This is a genomic window from Paenibacillus sp. FSL R7-0163, from assembly GCF_037969975.1.
Lineage (GTDB): Bacteria > Bacillota > Bacilli > Paenibacillales > Paenibacillaceae > Paenibacillus_AQ > Paenibacillus_AQ odorifer.
Genome location: NZ_CP150224.1, coordinates 661,378 through 683,724, shown reverse-complemented (window position 1 = coordinate 683,724; position 22,347 = coordinate 661,378). Strand labels below are relative to the sequence as shown.

The window sequence follows — 22,347 nt, the reverse complement described above, 5'->3', positions numbered from 1 at the left end:
ACTTCCCACCTCATTCTATTACTTCTACTAGTTTGTTGAACAAATTTTCATATATTGTCGAATCATATGGAATCACGTTAAGTTTATTAAGTTCATTTATTGCACTTTCTAATTCTGTTTGTTCACATTTAATTAGCTTTATATAATTTAGATGTTTCAACCAATTGTATTGTCCTGTTACTTTATAATTATAGGTCTCAAATACTATACATGGAGTGGATGTTATAGCTGCAAATATCATTCCATGTAATCGATCTGTAATAATTATTTTTGACGATAAAAATAAACTCCATATCTTGTTTAACTCTTCTTCTCTTTGTTCTATAGATATAGAATAATCTGTCACCGTATCTGTCACTGTAATTTTACTAAAATATTTATTCGCCGTATTTTCAACCATGTTCTTTTGCTCCTTGTTATATACACCTTCTTTATCGGATCTAAGACATATGGTTATTCCCTCTCTATTTAATGAATTGTTCAAGTTATCTATCGATAACGCAACATCCGGTATTAAAAATACTCTATTAGATATATCTTTTTTAACTAACTCATACGATATTTGATCTCTAACAAATGTATAACATTGATTATGCTCCTTAAAAATCCTTATAGTTTTACGTAATTCTGCTTTCCCAGTTAACGTATTTGGAAAATAAATTGTTTGAGGGAATAATACAACTTTATTCTTACTGAACTTTTTTATCAATATTCTTCTATACAATTCTTCTCTAAAGTATTCAAGTCCTATATTCCCTCCGCCTTTTAATGTTAGAATATCAGTTCCTTTTACATTACTGAGCATAAATTTCAAATATTTCAATGTATCGCTCACTAAAATCTCCACTATTTGGGACTCGGGGAATTTTTCTTTTAAGAGCTTTATATGTGCATAAGTCATTGCATGATCACCTAAATTAGAATAATCAGTACTTAACATAACGAATATTTTACGTTTATTATCATCCATTCCCTGGATTTTTTTAGGAAATAAATTGTATGTAATATTTTGAAAAACCACTAAAATTCTTATTAATATCAATTTCAATCCCAATGGAAGTATTGATTTTATTTTTCTAACAACCGAAATGTTATTCCACATTGTATGTTATGTTCTCCCTTTTAAATAATAAAATATTTAATGATTTTCAAAAAAAGATAAAAGTTATGTCTTATATTTTTCTCTTTCTTAAAAAGGAATTCGATAATAGCTTAAGTAACCAAATGGGCGCTAGGAACATGACTACCTGTCCAATAGTCACAAATAATAAATCATCGATCCTAGAATAGCCTTTTTTCCAAAAATTATAAATAACATTTATATAGCTTACACAATTCTCCCAGCTTTTTCTCCTTTTAAAATTATCTTCATTAGATCTAAAAAGTAATAAAGCTTTATCAATATTCATTGCTATACAACCTTGGTTTAACATTCTAGCGAATAAATCAATATCTTCTTTCCTTTTGACGTCATGATAACCCCCACAACCTATTACTTCGCTTTTTTTATACATCACTGTAGGGTGATTAAATGGACTTCTTCGTCTAGAAAATTTTAATATTTCACTATGCTCTGTTGGTACAATTCTTGATGTTACTACATTATTGGGTTCTTCGAAAAATTCATCCGTCATAGTCCCTACAATACTTAACCTTTGATTTTTCTCGAATTCCTTGCATTGTAATTCACAACGGTTTTCCAATGAAATATCATCCGAATCCATTCTCGCAACAAGCTCATTACGACATGCATTTAAGCCCTCATTTAAAGCAAGTCCTAACCCTACATTTTTTTTTAGAGTAACTATTGTAAATAAGCAAGAATTAATTAACAGGAATTCATTTATTATGTTATCTAGTTCATCTGTTAACTTACCATCTTTTACAATGACGATTTCATCGGGCTTTAATGTCTGATCAACCATACTCTGGATACTCAATTTTAGGTATTCAGGATTCTCCTTGCAATAAACTGAAATTAGAACACTATATTTCATATCAATCACTAAATTTTCCTCCCTCCGTAATAACGATAGACTCTTTAAATTTCCTAATTCTATAATTTTCTTTATAGTCACTCATACTTGGTTCATAAACCAAATTACCAAAGACTTTATCCACTAGAGCAATTTTGCCACTTACCAACTGAAAGATCCAATTAAAGTGTTTCACTATTTTTATTTTTTTCCCGTAAACATCAGCAATCCTCTTCACTAATTCACTTGTTTTAACATATTCAATGTTTTGAGGAAAGAAAAAACCCCGTTCTTCATTTTTTATAATAAGTCGAATAAATTCACAAAGATTATCTATATGAAGCATACTTCTTTCATTGTCGATGTCAGGAAATATTGGTAATTTACGTGCGTAGCTTGCCAATTTCGGATAATTCCCTTTAGAGCCCTTACCATAAATCATTGGTGGTCTAATTATCACTACTTTGAAATCATCACTCTCTAGAAGAGAAATACCTTTCTCTGCCTGAAGCTTACTATTACCGTAAAAATTTGATGGCTGAGGTTTCGTATTTTTATCTATTATTCTTTTCTTGTTGATATGACTGCCGTCACCATAGACGATAATACTACTTGTGAAAATAAACTGCTTAACGTGTTCTTGTTTTGCTTTCTCCGCAACTTCAATCGCCAAATCGCGGTTAACTTTATAATATTGCTGCTCCTTACTTGGGTCCGTAGATACATGAGCAATTCCAGCAACATGGAGTACTACATCATAAATTGAAAAATCATGTTCCTTCCATTCCGTGCCTCTAACCGATAGCTCCACAACTTCGTATTGATCTGGCCATTGTTCCAGCCACTTTATAAAATTTGTACCCACATAACTACCTTTACCAGTTATTAATATCTTTCGTTTACTCATCTTATAAAGTTACTCCTTTAGTAGAAGACACTTCCTGTTTTGTTGTTCCTTCTTTTACACCATCAGACTTCAAAACACTTAGAATCGTCATAAAAAATACCTTTATATCAAACTTAAAAGAAAGGCTTGCAACATATTCTCCATCCAGGCTCGCTTTCTTCTCAATGGGCAATTCATCTCGACCATTAATCTGAGCCCATCCAGTCAACCCAGGTTTAATATCATTAGCTCCATATTTATCACGTTCAGCAATCAAATCATATTGATTCCATAATGCAGGACGAGGTCCCACGATACTCATTTCACCTTTTAGGATATTGATAATCTGAGGCAATTCATCCAAGCTTGTTTTTCTTAGGAACTTGCCTACTTTAGTAATGAAGAAATCAGGATCTTCCAGTAGATGAGTTGGCGTGTCTTGTGGTGTGTCTGTTCGCATTGTTCTAAATTTTAGTATGTAGAATTCTGATTTATTTTTGCCTAAACGTTTTTGTTTAAATAATATAGGGCCTTTGGAAGTTGTCTTAATTGCGATCGCAATGATTAAAAAGACTGGCCATAACACTAGCATCCCAATTAAAGCTAATAGAAAATCTATGGTTTGTTTCGTGTAAACATAAGGTCTCATAAGTTCACCTGATCCTTTTAGTTACTATTTCTCCATATGTAGATCATCTCTATGCCAAATGAGCATAGAGATGATATTTTACTACTCTCTTAATCCGCCATTTTCGCAGCCAGATCTTTTCCCAACTGAAGCTGTGATTCAAATTCACTTTTATATTGACTAATAATTTCTGTACTGTACCCATTGCTGTTCAGTTTTTGTTCAGCATCAGCAACTATACTATTGAAGCTAGCAGTGAATGCGGCTAGTTGTTGTACCCCTTTAGCTTTAATACTTTTCTTACTCGCCTCATCTGTTGCTCCAACATACTCAAATGCAATACTCATTAATGTAGATTGGCTTTGATTTTGAAGCGCCGAAAGCTTAGCTTCTGTGTCACCAGTGATAGTTTCATATGAAACCTTTCCAGTTCCTGCAGAACCACCACCTGTTGCTCCTGTACCACCTTGTGCACCTGTTGTATCCGTTGGCGCTGGTGTCGCTACTGGAGATGGGTCCTTGCCATTGTCATTGTTTGTCGATCCATTAGTGGCTTGTTCCTGATAAACCTTGGAAGCTGCAGTAATGGTCTTCGTCTTCTGATCCCAGCTAATGTTATGACCTACAGATTCCGATAAAAAACGTAGGGGTACATATAAGGAACCATTCAGAATAAAGCTAGATTGGCCTGTAGGCAAAGCCTTGGTTGCACCGTTAAATACATAACTTGCCTTAACTTGATTGAGGGCAATATTCTTCGCTGCTGCTGAAGTACTATTCCCGTTCGTTGCATTCATTAGGTATTCTTTAATCACAACTAGCTCTGAGCTGCTAGGCTCTGCAACTGTAACTTTAACGTTTTTAGCATCCCAAGCCACACTCTTCTGCAAAGCATATGACATAAACCGTAATGGAACATACGTTGTATTGTTGTACATGAATACATACTGACCTGCGGGTGGCTGAATACTCACGCCGTCAAAAATCAAATTCACGTTCATACTTTGCACTTTAATAGTATTATTTGCAGCCTTAGGCGTTACACTTGTTACTGCCGCTGCTGATACTGATATAGGTGCGGATGCTGTTAAGGGTGCTAAACCAATTGAAGCAATTAACGATAAAGCCATGACTGATAATGTTGCTTTAGACATATTTATTCACTTCCCTTTTCTTTCGCTTTTAATTGTTCTTCTTCAGCTATAATTTGGTCACGTGACTTCCCTTGACTAACACCATACTTCTTAGCAATCTGAGAAAGCTCATTGTATTGCTCTTCGGATACTTTACCAAGAATTATACTGCGTGCTTCCCGCTTTTCATCAAGCGTTAAGCCACCCTTTGCCAAATCTTTAAGACGATTAATATCCGATACACTAAGCTGACCAAGCACAATAGAAGCGACATCTGCTTTGTCTTTAATCGTTACATTTTCTTGAATTTGCTTAGCTTTATCCGTGGAGACCTGTGCTGTATAACCATCTGAAGAGCCATCTTTTTGTTCTGATGATGGAGCTTTGGTCGGTTCACTAGTAGTAGAAGCTGTTGTTTCTCCACTAGGTTTATCGTTATTATTAGTACTTTGATTACTACTTCCCTCATCATTTACTGGTGGGGTAGAAGGTACCGCAGACTTTACAGGTTCGACATTACTATCATCAACTGTATCAGTTGGTGCTGTTCCTTGATCTTGACCACCAACATTATCCTCAGACTCCAGATCAAAACCATCTGCCATTGAATTCATCAGCTTATCGACAGCATAATTCGCGGCGAACAAGCCACCAACACCCAGCACTACAATAACTGACAGCGTCCATAAAAGGATCTTTTTCCATCGTTTGTTGAACACTTTATACCCTCCTTTATGAATTACTTAGCTAATAGCAACTTGGGCAACGGGCTGCATCGGTACAATCTGATTGATAATTTCGCGTATGACTTCTGGTTCCTCAGCGAGAACACGTTCCAATCGTTTAAACTCCAGTTCTAACTGATTCAGACTTATAACATTAGGTCTACCAATGAAAATTCTTCCATGATCTGTAGAGCCTAAATTCTCTTCATCTGTAAGTAACTCTTCATATAACTTCTCACCCTCACGAATACCGGAGAAATGAATATCAATGTCCTTATAGGGTTCATATCCAGAGAGCGTAATTAAGTCTTCCGCCAACGTTAGAATCTTAACCGGCTCTCCCATATCCAGAATGAACACTTCTCCGCCTTTGGCGAAAGAACCAGATTGGATGACAAGCTGAACAGCTTCCGGAATCGTCATGAAATAACGCACCATTTCTGGATGAGTGACAGTGACTGGCCCCCCGGCAGCGATCTGCTGCTTAAAGGCTGGAATTACACTGCCGCGACTGCCAAGAACATTCCCAAAACGCACAGCAGAAAACTTCGTTTGACTTGTAGTGTGCAGGCTCTGCACATACATTTCCGCAATTCGTTTAGTAGCACCCATTACACTAGTTGGGTTAACGGCCTTATCAGAAGAGATCATTACGAATCTCTCGGCACCATATTTATCTGCACAATCCGCAACATTTTTGGTGCCGAAAACATTATTTTTAATAGCTTCCGAAGGATTACGCTCCATTAAAGGAACGTGTTTATGTGCTGCTGCGTGAAAGACTACATGCGGTCTATGGCCACTGAATATGTCCATCATCCGACTACGATCCTGTACATCTGCTATCACAGTCACAATGTTTAACTCTGGAAAACACTTACGAAGCTCCATTTCAATTGTGTAAATACTGTTCTCACCGTGCCCAAGTAACATTAGCTTGTCTGGACCAAAAGGAGCAATCTGCCGGCATAACTCTGAACCAATAGAGCCCCCAGCTCCTGTAACTAACACCGTCTTATGATGTACATAACCTAAAATACTGTTCAAATCAGCTACGATCGGTTCACGACCTAATAAATCTTCTACGCTAACATCCCGAAGTTTCTTAACTGATATTTTTCCAGCGATCAGATCATTAAGAGCCGGTATAATCTTCAGCTTTGCTCCAGTCTTTTTGGCAAGATTAATAATTTCAGAAATCTCAGTACGTGAAACAGAGGGCATGGCGATGATAATCTCATGAATTTCTCTTTCTTTCACAATAGCTGGGATTGCATAACGATTTCCAATTACAGGAACACCCATAATGTACATATGGTATTTATTCGCATTATCATCAATGAAACCGACTAATTTGGTATGCGCAAAAGAGGGGCCCATCATTTCCCGAGCAATTAATATCCCACAATCACCAGCACCTACAATTAGTGTATGGGTCTTAGTGTCTTTGTAATTGATTCGATCATTATGAAGTACTCTCCACAAAAATCGGACTCCACCTACTAATAAAAGAATAGTCTCCATCGACCGAACTTCTATGGCAAGAGGTACTCTATCCGGCAAAATTAGATATGCCAGTGCAAATGAAAATAAAGACCCTACTACAATAGCTTTAGAAACCGATATAATTTCACCGATGCTGGCATATTGCCACATTCTTCGGTAAAGACCGAAGTATATAAGGCTTCCACCAAATGCAAATGTTGCAATCAAACCAAATTGCAGCATCTGTACAACGTATTCCTGAAGAGCATGGTTAGGGTACCGAAACAAATAAGATGTCACAATACTGAACCAAATGATCGCAAGATCAATGAAGAACAAAAGAATCACTCTAGATTTCGCTGTCATTTTCAGTGCCTCCAAAAATAACATTTTTAATTATGAATAAATCAATTTCCATAGTAGTAGTAATAGTACCCTTCACTAGCTTTACGTTTTACATTATTGAGAACAACGCCGAGCATTTTTGCACCTACACGATCTAGATTAGCTTTAGCTTTTACTGCGATATCGCGTTTCACCTTACCATAACTGACAACCATAATAACGCCATCACTCTTCGAGGCCACAATTTGTGCATCCGTAACCGCTAATAATGGTGGAGTATCAATAAGAATGACATCATACCGCTGACGCAAATCCTGTAAAAGAGTGCTCATCCGATTAGATGCCATCATTTCCGCTGGGTTGGGCGGGATTGGTCCAGAGGTCATAATTGAAAGATTATTAACACCGGAGTCTTGGACAGTGTCCTCAAGAACTGCCTGTTGAGACAGTAGGGAGGATAAACCAAAACGGTTGCTTAGTGTAAAAGTCTTATGTGCCGTCGGCTTCCGCAAATCGGCATCAATCAACAACACTCTTTTATCTGCTTGTGCGTAAGCTGCCGCCAGGTTAGCAGATACCGTAGATTTACCTTCTTCCGGTCCGGATGAAGTGACCATAATCACTTGAATAGTCTGATCTACAGAAGAAAAATCAATATTCGTGCGCAATGCGCGAAACGCTTCAGAGACAGGAGAGCGTGGGTTCGTAACGGTGATCAGATGGCGTTGTTTATTTGGAAGCTGTGACATGTTCGAGGTCCCCCGCCTTTCTGGATGATTGTTTCTGTGTTTGTGCGGCACCTTGTTTGCTTTCATCTTGACCCAATCTTGTAATCATAGCTATGGTAGGCAAACCAAGATACTTCTCAATATCAGCTTCTGTCTTCAGGGTGTCATCCATATATTCCAGCAGGAAGGCAATCCCTAATCCAATCATCAAAGAGACGATAAAAGCAATAGCCATGTTCAGTAAAACATTTGGTTCTACCGGCCGTGGCTCAACAGTTGGATTCACTTTAGCTTCATTCAGAATCGATACATTTTCCACATTAAATAGACTTGGAATTTCTTCCTTGAACACAAGTGAAATGGCATTCACGATTTCAGCAGCCCGCTGATAAGAATTATCTCGAACGACAAGTGTCATCACCTGCGTATTATTTACGGAACTCACATTAACCTTTTTTAATAGCTCTTCCGCAGTGATATTGAATTGCGGATAATCCTTTGTAACAATATCAAGAATGGCCGGAGTCTTAATAATTTCCTTATACGTATTAATTAATTGAATATTGGTATTAATCTGGTTTAAATCAAGCTGCCCCACCGCTGACTGCGTTGGTGTTTGGTTAACGATAATCTTCGTGGATGCCTCATATACCGGGTTTTTAATATACAGACTATATACACCAGCAATACCGCACACCAATACAACTATGCTGAAAATGAGCCATAGTCTCTTCCTGACGATCTGAAAATAATCGCGAAGATCCAATTCTTGTGATGACAAGTGAAATTACCCCCAAGCTATTTCTGAAATATTTCGATGCCTGTTCAAATCTTCCCTATTTGCAAAAAAATCGCCTCCTCTCACCTACATGAGAGGAGGCTGTATACTATAAGTTTTATTTACTTGAAGTTAATAGTACGGTAGATAATTACTGCTGCTTCAGCACGGGTAGCTGTATCGTTCGGGTTGAACTTGCCAGCATTTCCGATAACCAGGTTGTGGCTTGCTGCAAACGCTACGCCATCTCTTAGGGATGCACTGATCTTAGCAGCATCAGAGAATTTGCTGATTGCAGTAGAATCGGTTTTTGCATCAGGATTGATAGATTTCAACGCACGGGAGATCATTGTTGCCATTTCTGCACGTGTAATAGTTGCATTAGGATCAAATTTGGCCGCACTGCGTCCAGTAATAATCCCTTTTTCTGCTGCAACTGCTACATATGGTGCATACCAAGCAGTTGAACTTACATCGCTAAAGCTTTGTACAGCAGAGTTGTTTTCCAGGTTTAGCGCACGAATCAGCATTTTGGAGAACTCAGCACGAGTTACGTTGCTCTTCGGTGCAAATTTACCTGCTCCGACTCCTTCAATCGCACCTTTAGCAGCTACGACTTGAATTTGTCTACCAGCCCATGCTTGTACAGCAGCAATATCATTAAAGGAGACTTTATTCTCAAGTACTGCGTAAGAAGAGAATGTATCACGTGGTTCTACGATGAAATCTCCATCAAGAACTCCACCTTGGAATTGCAGGTCGCCGTATACAAGTTTACCAACGGAAAGCAATTCTTTATCAAGACCATCAGTATTCTTAAGTGGCAATTTGATAGTAATTGGTTGTTTAAATGTGCTTTGTGCTACACCGTTCACACTAAGTGTGAATTCGTACACATCCGAAGCCAATTTCAGCTTGGTAACGGAAGTTACAACTTCTGGTTTAGCAGTAGTTACTGTCAATGAAATCGCTGTGCTGAATTGGCTTACAGGAATCGTTACAGTTACACCGTTGAAAGTAACGGCGATATTCGCAATACCTTTAGCTTTTGCAGCTTCAATAATAGCTTGGGAAAGTGGAACTTCAACTGTAGTAGCGTTTACTGTTCCCAGATTCAGGGTCAAAGTAAGACCAGTTTTACCAGGGTTCGCTGCAACCAGTTTATCAAATTCTTTAATTACATCAGCATCAATCAATTTCAAGGTTGCTTTACCGTCAACAATGCTTACCAGCTTAGATACGTCATAGATTCCTGGAGTTTGAACAGGAGCTACAGGCGTTGTAACACTTCCATTCCCGCTTCCACTACTACCATTACCATTGCCATTGCCATTGCCATTACCGTTGCCATTATCGCCTAATCCGTAGGCTTTAATATAAGCAAATGCAAGTGATTTCGCCGCAGGTTTCGCGGATTTAATATTATTGTTCAAGTTTTTCAGTGTTTCTTTCACATCACTAGCAGTAACTCCAAGCTTGTCCAACGCTTGACTTACTGTGAGTGCTCCTGTTCCTGTTGTATGGCTCAATACTTTCGCAATAGCTTCATTCAGCAAAGTATCGTAACCGGATTCGGATGTGAGAATTGCCAACAAATCTGAAGTGGACTTGCTGCTTACCAGATCACGAAGTTCTGTTTCAATACTGCTCAAGAATTCAGCAACACTATCAACAGTAAGTCCAGACACACCCGCTTTAGCTGCAATTTTGCTTACCAAAGCAATGTTTTTGTCATCGTTACGGATCACTTGGATTCCTGAGTAGTCATTTCCATAGACATCGTAGACTACACTAGTAACGCTTTGGAACAATTTAAGTGATGTTTTTGTTTCTTCTCCATCCAGTGAAAGCTTGTTCAGTACTGGAGCAAAAATTTCTGTAAATTCTTTCTCACTCAGTGCTGCAACCTCAGTCTTCAAATTGTAGAGATAAACTGCATCTGTTGCGGTCAATTGTTTGTAAACAGCAAGAACCTTATCCTTAACTGCTGCACTGCTACTTACTGTAGCCGCAGATGCTGTACCTACTGCTCCAAGGCTTCCCAACGGAAGACCCGCTACGGATGCTGCTACCATACTTGCTGCTAATGTTGATACTACTAGTTTCTTTTTCAAAGTCACTAAATATCCACCTCTTCTTATGTATTAAAATACTGTACTACCATAGACCTAGAACAATTCGCCCAAATGCTACGCTATTACGAATAGCATTAAATCACCCAATAAAACCCATTCTACCACTATAAGGTAGATTAGTCAGCCCTTTCGGAAAAAAAATCCAAACAATTTTTGTCGGTTTCTCCTTGTTTGTACGTGTTTTCCATGAATAACCTCGCCATTGGTCATAATTTGCTGAGCATTACCGCGAACATAGTCACGCAGCTCAGGGCCTAATTCTTTCTCCATAACCACATAAGCAGCGTTTAATCCAAAAGGACGATGAACACTGTCATGTGCATCAGAGGCCAACACATGTACTGCATTTCTACGGCATAGCTCCAGTGACAGCTTCTGTAGCTTATTCCCGAAAACGCCTGCAAGACTCTGTGCGGTTACCTGCCCAAGTGATCCTAGCTCTATCAATCTCTCTAGTTTAGAAGGATCAGCAGCTATTTCAGCATTGCGCTCCGGATGGGCGATGATCGGAACGAAACCTTGAATGATTAGCTCGTGGCAGATTTCTTCCATGTTGCGTGGTACTCGTGAAGAAGGCATTTCCAGTAAAATATACCGCGAATCTGCAAGACTCAGCAGTTCCCCCCGCTCCAGATCATTCAGCAGCTCACCGTAGATACGGATCTCTTGACCTGGAAGAACAAGCAGTGGATTACCAGCCTGACGAAGTCTTTCGTTCATCAGCTCCACAGCTTCTCTAATCTTGGGGGCGTTATTCATATATTGACCGTTGGCGTGATGTGGCGTGGCGATGACTGAAGTAATCCCTTCTCTGTGGGCGTCTTGCGCCATGGCAAGAGCAGCTTCCCAATCAGAGGCTCCGTCATCCAAAAAGGGTAAGATGTGGCAGTGAATATCTATCATATGTTATCTATCGGTCCTTTTCCATAGAAATTTTAGTTTTATCAACAAAAAAATACAACCATTCCCACCAGGAATGGTTGCTTGATTGTAAATGAGTTCATATCTTACGCTTCAGTTGACTCCTCTTGCTGAGATTCATTTGCTATCATTTCAGCATCCTCTGAATCCGGAGATTCATTCTCAGAAGGGCGAATATACCCATCGATTAAGCCCCAAAGCTCGTCTTTGCCAAGACCAATTTCCGAGGAGAATGGAATAAAATTATCCCCTGGCAGCACGCCCAGCTCCTGCTTCATGGTCTTGATATGTTTTTGCCAGCGTGTCTTCGGAATTTTATCCGCTTTGGTCGCTACAACACACATAGGAAGATCATAATGCTTCAACCAGTCGAACATCATCTTATCATTGCTGGTAGGCGAATGCCGCAGGTCCACAATAAGCAGAACCAGCTTTAACGTATCGCGCTCAGAGAGGTATTTCTCAACCATTTTCCCCCACACCGCACGTTGCGTCTTGGAGACTTTGGCATACCCGTAACCTGGAAAGTCAACAAAATACATGCTGTCTTCATTGATACGGTAATAGTTCATGTGTTGTGTCTTACCAGGCGTGGAGCTTGTCCGAGCCAGATTCTTACGGTTAATCATTCGGTTAATGAGGGAAGACTTCCCCACATTGGAACGCCCTGCCAGAGCAACCTCTGGCAAGGAATCATCAGGGTACTGATCAGGGCCAACGGCACTGATAATAAATTCGGCAATATTAACTTTCATAGGACTTCCTTTCTAATGCACACTACTCGGTGGCTCACTGCTAATTTCATTATGATGCTCAACTAACGCATGATGCAAGACCTGATCCATATTAGATACCGGTACGAACTCAACATCATTACGTACGCTCTCAGGAATATCTTTCAAATCCCGTTCATTGTCTTTGGGAAGAAGGATCTTTTTATATCCAGCTCGGTGAGCGGCAAGAGATTTCTCTTTCAATCCACCAATTGGCAAAACACGTCCCCGCAAGGTAATTTCACCTGTCATCGCCACATCCTTGGAAACATAACGTTTCGTGAGTGCGGAGATCAATGCGGTTGCAATCGTAATCCCTGCTGACGGACCATCTTTCGGAATTGCACCTTCTGGAATATGGATATGAATATCAATCTTCTCATAAAAATCGGGCTGGAGCCCCAGCTCCTCCGCCTTCGAACGAGTATAGCTGAATGCGGCCTGTGCCGACTCCTTCATTACATCGCCCAGCTGTCCGGTGAGGGTTAGTTTACCTGTTCCCTGCACAACCGTAACTTCGATCAGCAGTGTATCCCCACCGACCTCAGTCCAAGCCAACCCAGTGACGGTACCAATCTGATCTTCAAGCTCGGCCATACCGTAACGATATTTGGAAGCCCCAAGATAATCCTTGATGTCGTCAGGAAGAATGATCACTTTCTCTTTTTCCTCAGACACGATTTGTTTCGCAGCTTTGCGGCATAATGCTGCAATCTGCTGCTCCAAATTACGCACACCGGATTCACGGGTATATTCGCGGACAATGCGTAATAAGCTATCGTCTTCGATAATCAGTTGATCTTCTGCAAGACCGTGGTTTTTCTTCTGCTTAGGCAATAGATAACGGCTGCCGATTTGAAGTTTCTCCAGTTCCGTATAACCTGGAATGAACAGCATTTCCATCCGATCCAGCAAAGGACGCGGAATATTATGCACTACGTTCGCTGTTGTTACAAACATTACGTTCGACAAGTCGAACGGCAGTTCTACAAAATGATCACTAAACGTGTTGTTTTGTTCTGGATCCAGCACCTCAAGCAGCGCTGAAGATGGATCTCCACGGAAATCCGCAGCCATCTTATCGATTTCATCCAATAGGATAACCGGATTAATCGTACCCGCCGTCTTCATGCCTTGGATAATCCGGCCCGGCATCGCACCTACATAAGTCCGGCGATGACCTCGAATCTCCGCCTCATCACGTACACCACCTAACGAGATACGGACGAACTTGCGGTTGAGCGAACGGGCGATGGAACGAGCCAGTGAGGTTTTGCCCACACCTGGAGGACCTACAAGACATAGAATAGGACCCTTAAGCTTCTTAACCAGCTGCTGAACGGCCAAATATTCCAATACCCGTTCCTTTGGTTTTTCCAAACCGTAGTGATCCTCATCAAGTACCTGCTCGGCCTTTTTGATGTCAAGATCATCCTCTGTCTGTTCACTCCAAGGAAGACTGAGCAGCCAATCCACATAGTTGCGAATGACGCCACCTTCCGCAGAGCTGACTGGCATTTTTTCCAGACGATCGATTTCTTTCTCCATCTTTTCTTTCACGCGTTCCGGAACATTTTTCTCTTCCATTAGCGTCCGCAGCTCTTCCGCTTCTCCTACCCGGCCTTCCTTCTCGCCGAGCTCTTTCTGGATCGCTTTCATTTGCTCACGCAAATAATATTCCTTCTGCGTCTTTTCCATTTGTTTTTTGACACGTTGATTGATCTTACGTTCAAGCTCCAGTACTTCACGCTCATTATTAAGAATATCAAGAAGCTTCTCCAACCGTTTACTAACATCAATCGTCTCAAGAATTTCTTGCTTATCCTTAATTTTTAGCGATAAATGACTCGTAATGACATCCGCAAGTCGACCAGGCTCTTCTATATCGGATACAGCAGCGAGGGTCTCTGGGGTCACTTTTTTGGATAACGTAATATAGTGTTCGAACTGATTGAGTACTGTACGCATCAGCGCGTCACATTCTTGATCGCTATCTACATCTTCCGGCAGCTCACGCGCCATAACCTCATAGTACTCATCATTATCGATATAATTAATAATTTCGGCCCGTTCTACACCTTCAACCAGTACACGTATCGTACCGTTTGGAAGCTTCAACATTTGCCGCACATTGGCGACAGTACCGACCCGAAAAATATCGTCCTGACCTGGCTCTTCAATATTCACTTCCGACTGGGAACAAAGAAGAATCAAATTATCTTCAACCATAGCTTTCTCTAACGCCCGAACTGACTTCTCACGGCCCACATCCAAGTGAAGAACCATGCTTGGGTACACAAGAAGCCCTCTTAGCGGCAATAAAGGAAAACGACGACCTTTTGTTTTATTTGTCATCATCGCTTTCGCACCTCCCATGGCTCTCAATTAATCTCATATGCATTCATTCTAACAAAAGCAGCCCCAAAACACCAACAGAGTCCTTAGATTTCAAGAAGAACCGACTTGCTTTTCCTTAAATAGAGACAACGTTTCTTGTAGCATTTAAAAAGGAAGCAGCAGAATTGCCTGCAGCCTCCTTTATTTTACAGCGACAAATCTCACCTTATTCTTCGAAATAGGGTCAATTTAGTTTAACCCTTTGCAGATTCACCAGCGGCATCGGCCTTTAGGAGTGAAGGTGCTGCAGAGAACAGCTCTCCTGCAACTGCAGGCAGCCTTACATCTGCTGTATCGGCACCGAACAGGTGACGGAACACCTCTTCTACTGTTTCCATTGGAATAACGCGTAATGGCGCAAGGTCAGCGAAGAGAGACTGCCAGTTTTCTTTTGGAATAAGCACTGTAGTGGCTCCAGCTTGAAAAGCAGCTTCCACTTTGGCAATTACACCACCCACTGGCTTGACTCGTCCATGGATGCCTATCTCACCTGTGATCGCTACAGTGTTATCCACGGGAAGTCCACGAATAGCAGATACGATTGCTACTGCCATCGCCACCCCTGCCGAAGGCCCGTCAATCGGTGTTCCACCTGGAAAATTCACATGTAGATCATAACGATCGGGCTCCAGATTCATCGTACGCAGTACGGTCAATACATTCTCAACCGAGCCCTTTGCCATACTTTTTCTCCGAATCGTGCGGGAGCCTCCACCGATCTCTTCTTCATCCACCACACCTGTCACGTTCAGTCTGCCCTGGCCGTTCACAGCAGGCGCTGCGGAGACTTCGATTTCGAGCAGAGTACCCATCCCCGGTCCATACACGGCAAGACCATTGACTAATCCAATCTGCGGTGCCGAAGGAATCTTGCGTTCCGTACGCAGCGGAAGCTGGCTGCTGCCCGCTACCCATTCCACATCAGCAGCATTTAGTGTATCTCTCTGTTCAGTTAAAGCTAATCCGGCAGCCAGTTGAATCATATTAACTGCTTCCCGGCCGTTGGTTGCATACTGCTGCACCACAGTGACAGCTTCCGGACTTGGTTTAAGCCCGATTTTCTGTATCGCGTCACGCGCGATGACGGCAATCTCATCCGGCAGCAGCGGGCGGAAATAAATCTCCATGCAGCGCGAACGCAATGCAGGTGAAATCTCATCCGGAGAACGCGTAGTAGCGCCAACTAGCCGGAAATCAGCAGGCAATCCATTTTGAAAAATATCATGAATATAAGCCGGAGTATTATTATCCTCCGAATTATAATAAGCGCTCTCTAGCAGTACCTTCCGGTCCTCAAGCACTTTAAGCAGCTTATTCATCTGAATGGGGTGAAGTTCTCCTATCTCATCCAGAAAAAGAATCCCGCCATGCGCCTTAGTCACCGCTCCCGGTTTCGGCTGTGGCACCCCCGCCACCCCCATGGCTCCTGCACCCTGATAAATAGGATCATGCACGGATCCGATCAACGGGTCAGCAATACCACGCTCATCAAAACGAGCGGTTGTGGCATCAATCTCTGTGAATTTGGCGTCACTTTTAAAAGGAGAAAGCACATTCTTTTTCGCCTCTTCCATGACAACACGCGCTGCCGCAGTCTTGCCGACTCCCGGCGGACCATAAATAATCACATGCTGCGGATTAGCGCTGCAAAGTGCGGCTTTCAGGGCGCGCAGCCCATCCTTTTGCCCGACAATATCTCCAATAGAAGCCGGACGTGTTTTCTCCGACAATGGTTTAGTTAATGTAATCATCCGCATTTTCCGTAACTTGTCCAGTTCCTTGCGCGACTCTCGTTCCACCGCTGTCTTATTTGTCTTCTGACCCCGCAGCAGATTCCAAAAGTATACGCCGATAACCAGCGCGAAAAAGAGCTGCACGATCATCACAACTATACTTAATTCCATAGGTCATCCTCCTGTTTCGTTCAGTCTACCTTTCCACCCTTGGCTACTATTAGGTAGTATAGCCGTTTCGGTAATTAGTAAACGCGAATTTGAGGATTTGTTGAATTGTTGCAGTAGGATAGACTCTGATAATTAACTATAAGGGCAATAATGAGTGTGGGGAGTGCAAATGTAGCTTATGTAAATTTTAAAAAGGAGATTGTTGAGGTGGTTAGAAAGGAGATTGGAGAAGAAGGAATGCGGAGAAATGCGGAGAAATGCGGAAAATCGCGGAGAAATACGGGAGAGATTAGTGGAAAGGGAATTTGAGGAACTGTGGTGATATGTCGAGCCGTTGAACTTAGTAACTGAGGATCGTGATCGATGCTATGTAGGGTGAGGAACCTAATTCTGCGACTTTACAGCTAAGGGTGAGGAAGTTGGGAGTTTCCTGTAGATGTTAGTTAGTTGAGTTCGTCGAGGTACTTTTAGAAGCTGAGTTACTCTAGAAACTGAGTCAACTGGGACGGTGAGCTACTTCTAGAGGTTGAGTCAGCTGGGAATGGTGAGCTACTTCTAGAGGCTAAGTCAGCTGGGCACGGTGAGTTACTTCTAGAGGCTAAGTCAGCTGGGCACGGTGAGTTACTTCTAGAGGCTAAGTCAACTGGGCACGGTGAGTTACTTTTAGAGGCTAAGTCAGTTGGGGACGGTGAGCTACTTCTAGAGGCTGAGTCAGCTGGGCACGGTGAGTTACTTCTAGAGGCTAAGTCAGCTGGGCACGGTGAGTTACTTCTAAGACGCAGAGTTAACTTAGTTTGCTGAACGTATGAGTTTGTATCTTCTATGTTCGTAGAAACAACCTATTTAGTACAAAATCTAAGTATCATTGGTACCCAGCCAAATAATTAGGGAAATACTCCCTATTTATCAGTAATTCACGACCTTTCAACTGCTAATTAGGGAAATCCTCCCTGATTATCGGTCAAATCACACATAAATGAGGGAAATGCTCCTTTTATTAGGGAGTTTTTCCCTAAAAAGCTTGATTTCGAGCCATAATCGGCTTATTTCAGGGAGAATTTCCCTAATTGTTGCGTTTTACTTCATAACGGACTTCACATCAAGCTCCTTCACATACCTTCTTTTTCAAATTCCCACCTTCAGCAAAAGTCATGGCCAAAATTGTTACGCCTATATGATCAGTCCCATCAAACTACTTCAGCTACACCTGCTCCATCAGCCACTTTTACTACTTTATCCATTTCAACATTAGCTACGTCATCTACACCAGTTACATCAGCTACAATAGCACCAACAACTCCATAAGTTCCACCAGATACATCAATTACATAGGCTAAACTGTTACATTAATTACTCCTACATAAACTACTTCAATAATATAGCCTCCATCAGCCATTAGCCACCAGCCACCAGCCACCAGCCACCAGCCACCAGCCACCAGCCACCAGCCACCAGCCACCAGCCACCAGCCACCAGCCACCAGCCACCAGCCTTTACAATTATCAATCCCAGTAATAAAGAACATCACGAGCCAGCTTATACTCAACATTTTTGACGCCGATTCCCCTCTTCACAGGGGTAAGCCAGCCTTTTTCACAGAGATTCTTTAGCATCATGCGTACTGTTTTGGGATCTAGCGTGAAATAATCAGCGACTTCTTTAGGGCGTATCACCCCAGCTTGACGCACCACTAAACGCATGATTTCCTTCTCAGCGATTAGCAATCTGCCACGCGGTGCATCTACAATTTGGTAGCGGCTTAGCGCCAAACGCAGCAGTGTAACACATAACTCAGGGCGCTGTTCAACATCATCATAGGCAAATGAAATTACTTGATAACCCATTCCGTACAGAAAAGTTTCACGATTTAGCTCATTACAATACTTCAGCCTATCCATGTCTCTTACATGAGCTGCATACCCTTTAATCTCAAACAAGAGCTTGATCGGCCCCGGCAAAAAAGCAAAATCAGCAAAATAAGCCCGTCTCTGTAAATCCAGCACCTCATACTCCGGATGAAGATCATTGAAGTCACCACGAAGCGGCCACCAGACGTTCTGCAAAAATAATTTTTCTGCGTGACCATGACCTCTCTCCAGCCTCCCCCGCCGTTCGCCCGTTCTGTTTGCAAGATGATGCGCAATAAATTTTTCATGGGCTTGTTCATAGTTCATGTTTACTCATCCCTTCCTCCAAAATAAGAATAAACGCAAAAAAAACGCCCCATGGGCCCCGGATTTACCGGAGCTGCACAGGGCGTTCTTCGCCACGTATTATTAACGAATTATATATTCGTAAAAGACCAAGTTACTTCGACTGCACCGGAGGTGCAAGGTTAGCGTGCGCGCGGCCTGGGATTTCGCCTGTTGCCTCGTAAGCCACCACGATCGCATCGATTTCCTTTTTCAGCTCGTTCACGAGTTCAGCTTCAGGCACTTTACGGATCATTTGTCCGTAACGGAAAAGCAAACCTTCCCCACGAGCACCAGCAATACCGATATCTGCTTCACGTGCCTCACCAGGACCATTAACAGCACAGCCAAGGACAGAAACTTTAATAGGCACCTTAAGCTTCGAAATGTATTCTTCCACCTCATTAGCGATGGAGAAAAGATCGATATCCAGTCGTCCGCAAGTCGGACAAGAGATCAGCGTCGCCGCGTTAGAGATCAGACCAAACGTCTTCAGCAGCTCACGCGCCACCTTAACCTCTTCAACCGGATCGGCACTAAGCGAGATACGCAGGGTGCTGCCGATGCCCATAGAGAGCAGTGCACCGATACCAGCGGAGCTTTTCACTGTACCCGCAAACAATGTGCCGGATTCTGTAATCCCCAAGTGTAGCGGATAAGGAATGACTTCCGCAGCCTGACGATAAGCTTCGATGGCCATTGGCACATCTGATGCTTTTAGAGAGACGATAATGTCGTGGAAATCCAGTTCCTCCAGAATACCAATATGGTATAACGCACTTTCTACCATGGCTTCTGGGGTTGGGTATCCGTATTTCTCCAAAAGGTGATTCTCCAAAGAACCGGCGTTTACACCAATCCGAATCGGAATTCCTTTTTCTTTACATGCTTTAACTACCGCTTCTACCTTTTCGCGACGACCAATGTTCCCCGGATTAATCCGTACCTTATCGATGCCGTTCTCAATAGCCATCAACGCTAGCTTATAGTTGAAATGAATATCCGCTACGAGTGGGATATGAATCTGTTTCTTGATCTCCTTGATTGCGGCAGCCGCCTCTTCATTGTTGACAGTTACGCGTACCAGCTGGCAGCCTGCTTCCTCAAGCCGCAATATTTCAGCTACAGTAGCCTCCACATCAGCGGTTTTGGTTGTACACATGCTTTGAATCGCAACCTCGTTGTTTCCCCCAATAATGAGCCCGCCAACATTGACAGGACGGGTTTGGTGTCTCAAGAACATGATTTTTCTCCCCCATAACGCCAAAGCTCCACCCCTTCGCTCCCGCTAATGTGAAGCGGGATAAGCGGAAGAAAGGTGGAGACTGTGACATGTATTGTTAAGGAAAAGCGGCTTACGCGCTTTCCTCTTTCTTCTTGTCTTTCTTAAGGTTGAGCTCAGGCAAAGCTTTCTCCTGAACGACCTGTTCCGTGATCACACAATCTTTAATATCATCGCGTGAAGGAACTTCATACATCACATCGAGCATGATGCTCTCAATAATCGCGCGCAGTCCACGGGCTCCCGTATTACGTTTGATCGCTTCCTTGGCAATTGCTTCGAGTGCCAATGGTTCGAATTTCAACGCTACGTTGTCCATTTCCAGTAGCTTGATATATTGCTTAGTGAGAGCATTTTTAGGCTCGGAAAGGATACGGACAAGCGTATTCTCATCAAGCGGCTCTAAAGTCGAGATGACTGGCAGACGGCCTACAAATTCAGGAATAAGACCGAATTTGAGCAAATCTTCAGGCAATACCATCGACAAATATTCGCCAGGCTTTAGATCCTTTTGTCCTTCAACTGCTGCGTTGAAGCCAATGATTTTTTTACCGATACGGCGTTTAATCATTTGCTCCAGACCGTCAAAGGCACCGCCAACGATGAACAGGATGTTCGTCGTGTCGATCTGAATAAACTCCTGGTGAGGGTGCTTACGTCCGCCCTGCGGAGGCACAGAAGCAACAGTTCCTTCCAGAATCTTCAGAAGCGCCTGCTGTACACCTTCGCCGGAAACGTCACGAGTTATGGACGGATTCTCGGATTTACGTGCTACTTTATCAATTTCATCAATATAGATAATGCCGCGTTCGGCTTTCTCCACATCGTAATCTGCAGCTTGAATGAGTTTGAGCAGAATGTTCTCAACATCCTCGCCGACATAACCAGCTTCCGTCAGGGAAGTAGCGTCTGCAATAGCAAAAGGAACGTTGATAATCTTCGCCATCGTTTGTGCTAACAAGGTTTTACCAGAACCTGTTGGACCAAGCAAAAGGATATTACTCTTCGTCAGTTCAACATCTTCGATCTTGCTTTGGCTGTTCACACGCTTGTAGTGGTTATATACCGCTACAGAAAGAGATTTCTTCGCTTGCTCTTGACCGATTACATATTGATCCAAAATATCGCGAATTTCCTTTGGTTTTGGAATATCCTTCAGATCAAGCTCTTCCTCATGACCGAGCTCTTCTTCCACAATTTCCGTGCAAAGCTCGATACATTCGTCACATATATAAACGCCCGGTCCTGCTACAAGCTTACGAACCTGCTCTTGTGATTTACCGCAAAAAGAACATTTCAATTGCCCTTTTTCATCATTAAATTTAAACATCTAACCACCCCTTTAAGATTTCATCGGTGAAGAAAGAACTTGGTCAATAAGCCCGTATTCCTTGGCTTCTTCCGCGCTCATGAAGTTATCGCGGTCTGTGTCCCGTTCGATTTTTTCAAGGGGCTGACCTGTGCGATCTACATAGATTTGATTCAGCTTCTGTTTCGTCTTAAGGATCCAGTCAGTGTGAATCCAAATATCAGACGCTTGACCCTGAACACCGCCGAGCGGTTGATGAATCATAACTTCGCTGTTGGTCAGCGCATATCTTTTGCCCGGAGCCCCAGCTGTTAGAAGGAGCGATCCCATGCTTGCTGCCATCCCTACACAAATGGTTGAAACATCCGGTTTGATATATTGCATCGTATCGTATATACCCATGCCGGCTGTTACTGAACCACCGGGTGAGTTGAGGTACAAGTGAATGTCCTTCTCGGGATCATCTGCTGCCAAAAACAGCAATTGAGCAATAACCAGATTGGCGACATCATCGTCAATCGCACTGCTTAAGAAAATGATGCGATCCTTGAGCAATCTGGAATAGATATCGTATGAACGTTCTCCACGACTTGTTGATTCCACAACCATTGGTACCAGACTCATGCCACCAACCTCTTTTCTCTGTACAGATTAGTCTTATCGTTTCAGAAATATTTTAACACGTTCAAGGCGCGATGTCATTTTTTCACTACAGTCGACTGTCTGCTGCTTGTGAATTGTGACGTTACT

The 22,347-nt window shown here is 42.3% G+C and carries 19 protein-coding genes; all 19 read right to left on the bottom strand.

The window, feature by feature from the left end:
* Positions 1-10: 10 nt before the first annotated feature.
* Entirely contained in the window at positions 11-1,102 is a 1,092-nt protein-coding gene (locus tag NST45_RS02875) for a polysaccharide pyruvyl transferase family protein (protein WP_339824844.1), read from the bottom strand.
* A 70-nt stretch (positions 1,103-1,172) separates the two neighbouring features.
* Entirely contained in the window at positions 1,173-1,997 is an 825-nt protein-coding gene (locus NST45_RS02870) for a glycosyltransferase (protein WP_339826105.1), read from the bottom strand.
* A gap of 1 nt (position 1,998) precedes the next feature.
* Positions 1,999-2,883, bottom strand: a complete 885-nt coding sequence (locus NST45_RS02865) for an NAD-dependent epimerase/dehydratase family protein (RefSeq protein ID WP_339824841.1) — start codon at positions 2,881-2,883, stop codon at positions 1,999-2,001.
* A gap of 1 nt (position 2,884) precedes the next feature.
* On the bottom strand, positions 2,885-3,511 hold the full coding sequence (locus tag NST45_RS02860; protein WP_076137811.1) for a sugar transferase: 627 nt from the start codon (positions 3,509-3,511) through the stop codon (positions 2,885-2,887).
* A gap of 89 nt (positions 3,512-3,600) precedes the next feature.
* Positions 3,601-4,644, bottom strand: coding sequence for a stalk domain-containing protein (locus NST45_RS02855; RefSeq protein WP_076148186.1), 1,044 nt, complete (start codon positions 4,642-4,644; stop codon positions 3,601-3,603).
* Positions 4,645-4,646: 2 nt separating this feature from the next.
* On the bottom strand, positions 4,647-5,342 hold the full coding sequence (locus NST45_RS02850) for a hypothetical protein (RefSeq protein ID WP_076148188.1): 696 nt from the start codon (positions 5,340-5,342) through the stop codon (positions 4,647-4,649).
* Positions 5,343-5,366: 24 nt separating this feature from the next.
* Positions 5,367-7,199, bottom strand: a complete 1,833-nt coding sequence (locus NST45_RS02845) for a nucleoside-diphosphate sugar epimerase/dehydratase (protein WP_076148190.1) — start codon at positions 7,197-7,199, stop codon at positions 5,367-5,369.
* A 41-nt stretch (positions 7,200-7,240) separates the two neighbouring features.
* Positions 7,241-7,927, bottom strand: coding sequence for a CpsD/CapB family tyrosine-protein kinase (locus tag NST45_RS02840; protein ID WP_036685074.1), 687 nt, complete (start codon positions 7,925-7,927; stop codon positions 7,241-7,243).
* Positions 7,908-8,687: a Wzz/FepE/Etk N-terminal domain-containing protein gene (locus NST45_RS02835; RefSeq protein ID WP_036685072.1), complete on the bottom strand. Its 780-nt coding sequence runs from the start codon at positions 8,685-8,687 to the stop codon at positions 7,908-7,910. Before NST45_RS02835 ends, NST45_RS02840 begins: the two co-directional genes overlap by 20 nt.
* A 119-nt stretch (positions 8,688-8,806) precedes the next feature.
* Positions 8,807-10,804: an S-layer homology domain-containing protein gene (locus NST45_RS02830; RefSeq protein ID WP_076179314.1), complete on the bottom strand. Its 1,998-nt coding sequence runs from the start codon at positions 10,802-10,804 to the stop codon at positions 8,807-8,809.
* A gap of 135 nt (positions 10,805-10,939) precedes the next feature.
* A complete protein-coding gene (locus NST45_RS02825; RefSeq protein ID WP_076148194.1) occupies positions 10,940-11,722 on the bottom strand; it encodes a CpsB/CapC family capsule biosynthesis tyrosine phosphatase in 783 nt (260 codons plus the stop codon).
* A 104-nt stretch (positions 11,723-11,826) separates the two neighbouring features.
* A complete protein-coding gene (gene yihA, locus NST45_RS02820) occupies positions 11,827-12,495 on the bottom strand; it encodes a ribosome biogenesis GTP-binding protein YihA/YsxC (protein ID WP_036685063.1) in 669 nt (222 codons plus the stop codon).
* A gap of 12 nt (positions 12,496-12,507) precedes the next feature.
* Positions 12,508-14,871, bottom strand: coding sequence for an endopeptidase La (lon, locus tag NST45_RS02815; protein ID WP_076099438.1), 2,364 nt, complete (start codon positions 14,869-14,871; stop codon positions 12,508-12,510).
* Positions 14,872-15,104: 233 nt separating this feature from the next.
* Positions 15,105-16,814 carry an ATP-dependent protease LonB gene (lonB, locus tag NST45_RS02810; protein WP_038573063.1) on the bottom strand — a complete coding sequence of 570 codons (1,710 nt, stop codon included), beginning with the start codon at positions 16,812-16,814 and terminating at the stop codon, positions 15,105-15,107.
* Between the two features lie 1,333 nt (positions 16,815-18,147).
* Positions 18,148-18,339 (bottom strand): hypothetical protein, encoded by a 192-nt coding sequence (locus NST45_RS02805; RefSeq protein ID WP_339824833.1) that lies wholly within the window; start codon positions 18,337-18,339, stop codon positions 18,148-18,150.
* Positions 18,317-18,988 (bottom strand): BlaI/MecI/CopY family transcriptional regulator, encoded by a 672-nt coding sequence (locus tag NST45_RS02800; protein ID WP_076212918.1) that lies wholly within the window; start codon positions 18,986-18,988, stop codon positions 18,317-18,319. Before NST45_RS02800 ends, NST45_RS02805 begins: the two co-directional genes overlap by 23 nt.
* Before the next feature lie 133 nt (positions 18,989-19,121).
* A complete protein-coding gene (gene ispG / locus NST45_RS02795; protein ID WP_036685055.1) occupies positions 19,122-20,249 on the bottom strand; it encodes a flavodoxin-dependent (E)-4-hydroxy-3-methylbut-2-enyl-diphosphate synthase in 1,128 nt (375 codons plus the stop codon).
* A 112-nt stretch (positions 20,250-20,361) separates the two neighbouring features.
* The gene (clpX, locus tag NST45_RS02790) at positions 20,362-21,618 is read right to left on the bottom strand and encodes an ATP-dependent protease ATP-binding subunit ClpX (RefSeq protein ID WP_036685052.1); all 1,257 of its coding nucleotides are present in this window, start codon (positions 21,616-21,618) and stop codon (positions 20,362-20,364) included.
* Between the two features lie 12 nt (positions 21,619-21,630).
* Positions 21,631-22,221 carry an ATP-dependent Clp endopeptidase proteolytic subunit ClpP gene (gene clpP / locus NST45_RS02785; RefSeq protein ID WP_036685049.1) on the bottom strand — a complete coding sequence of 197 codons (591 nt, stop codon included), beginning with the start codon at positions 22,219-22,221 and terminating at the stop codon, positions 21,631-21,633.
* Between the last annotated feature and the right edge of the window lie 126 nt (positions 22,222-22,347).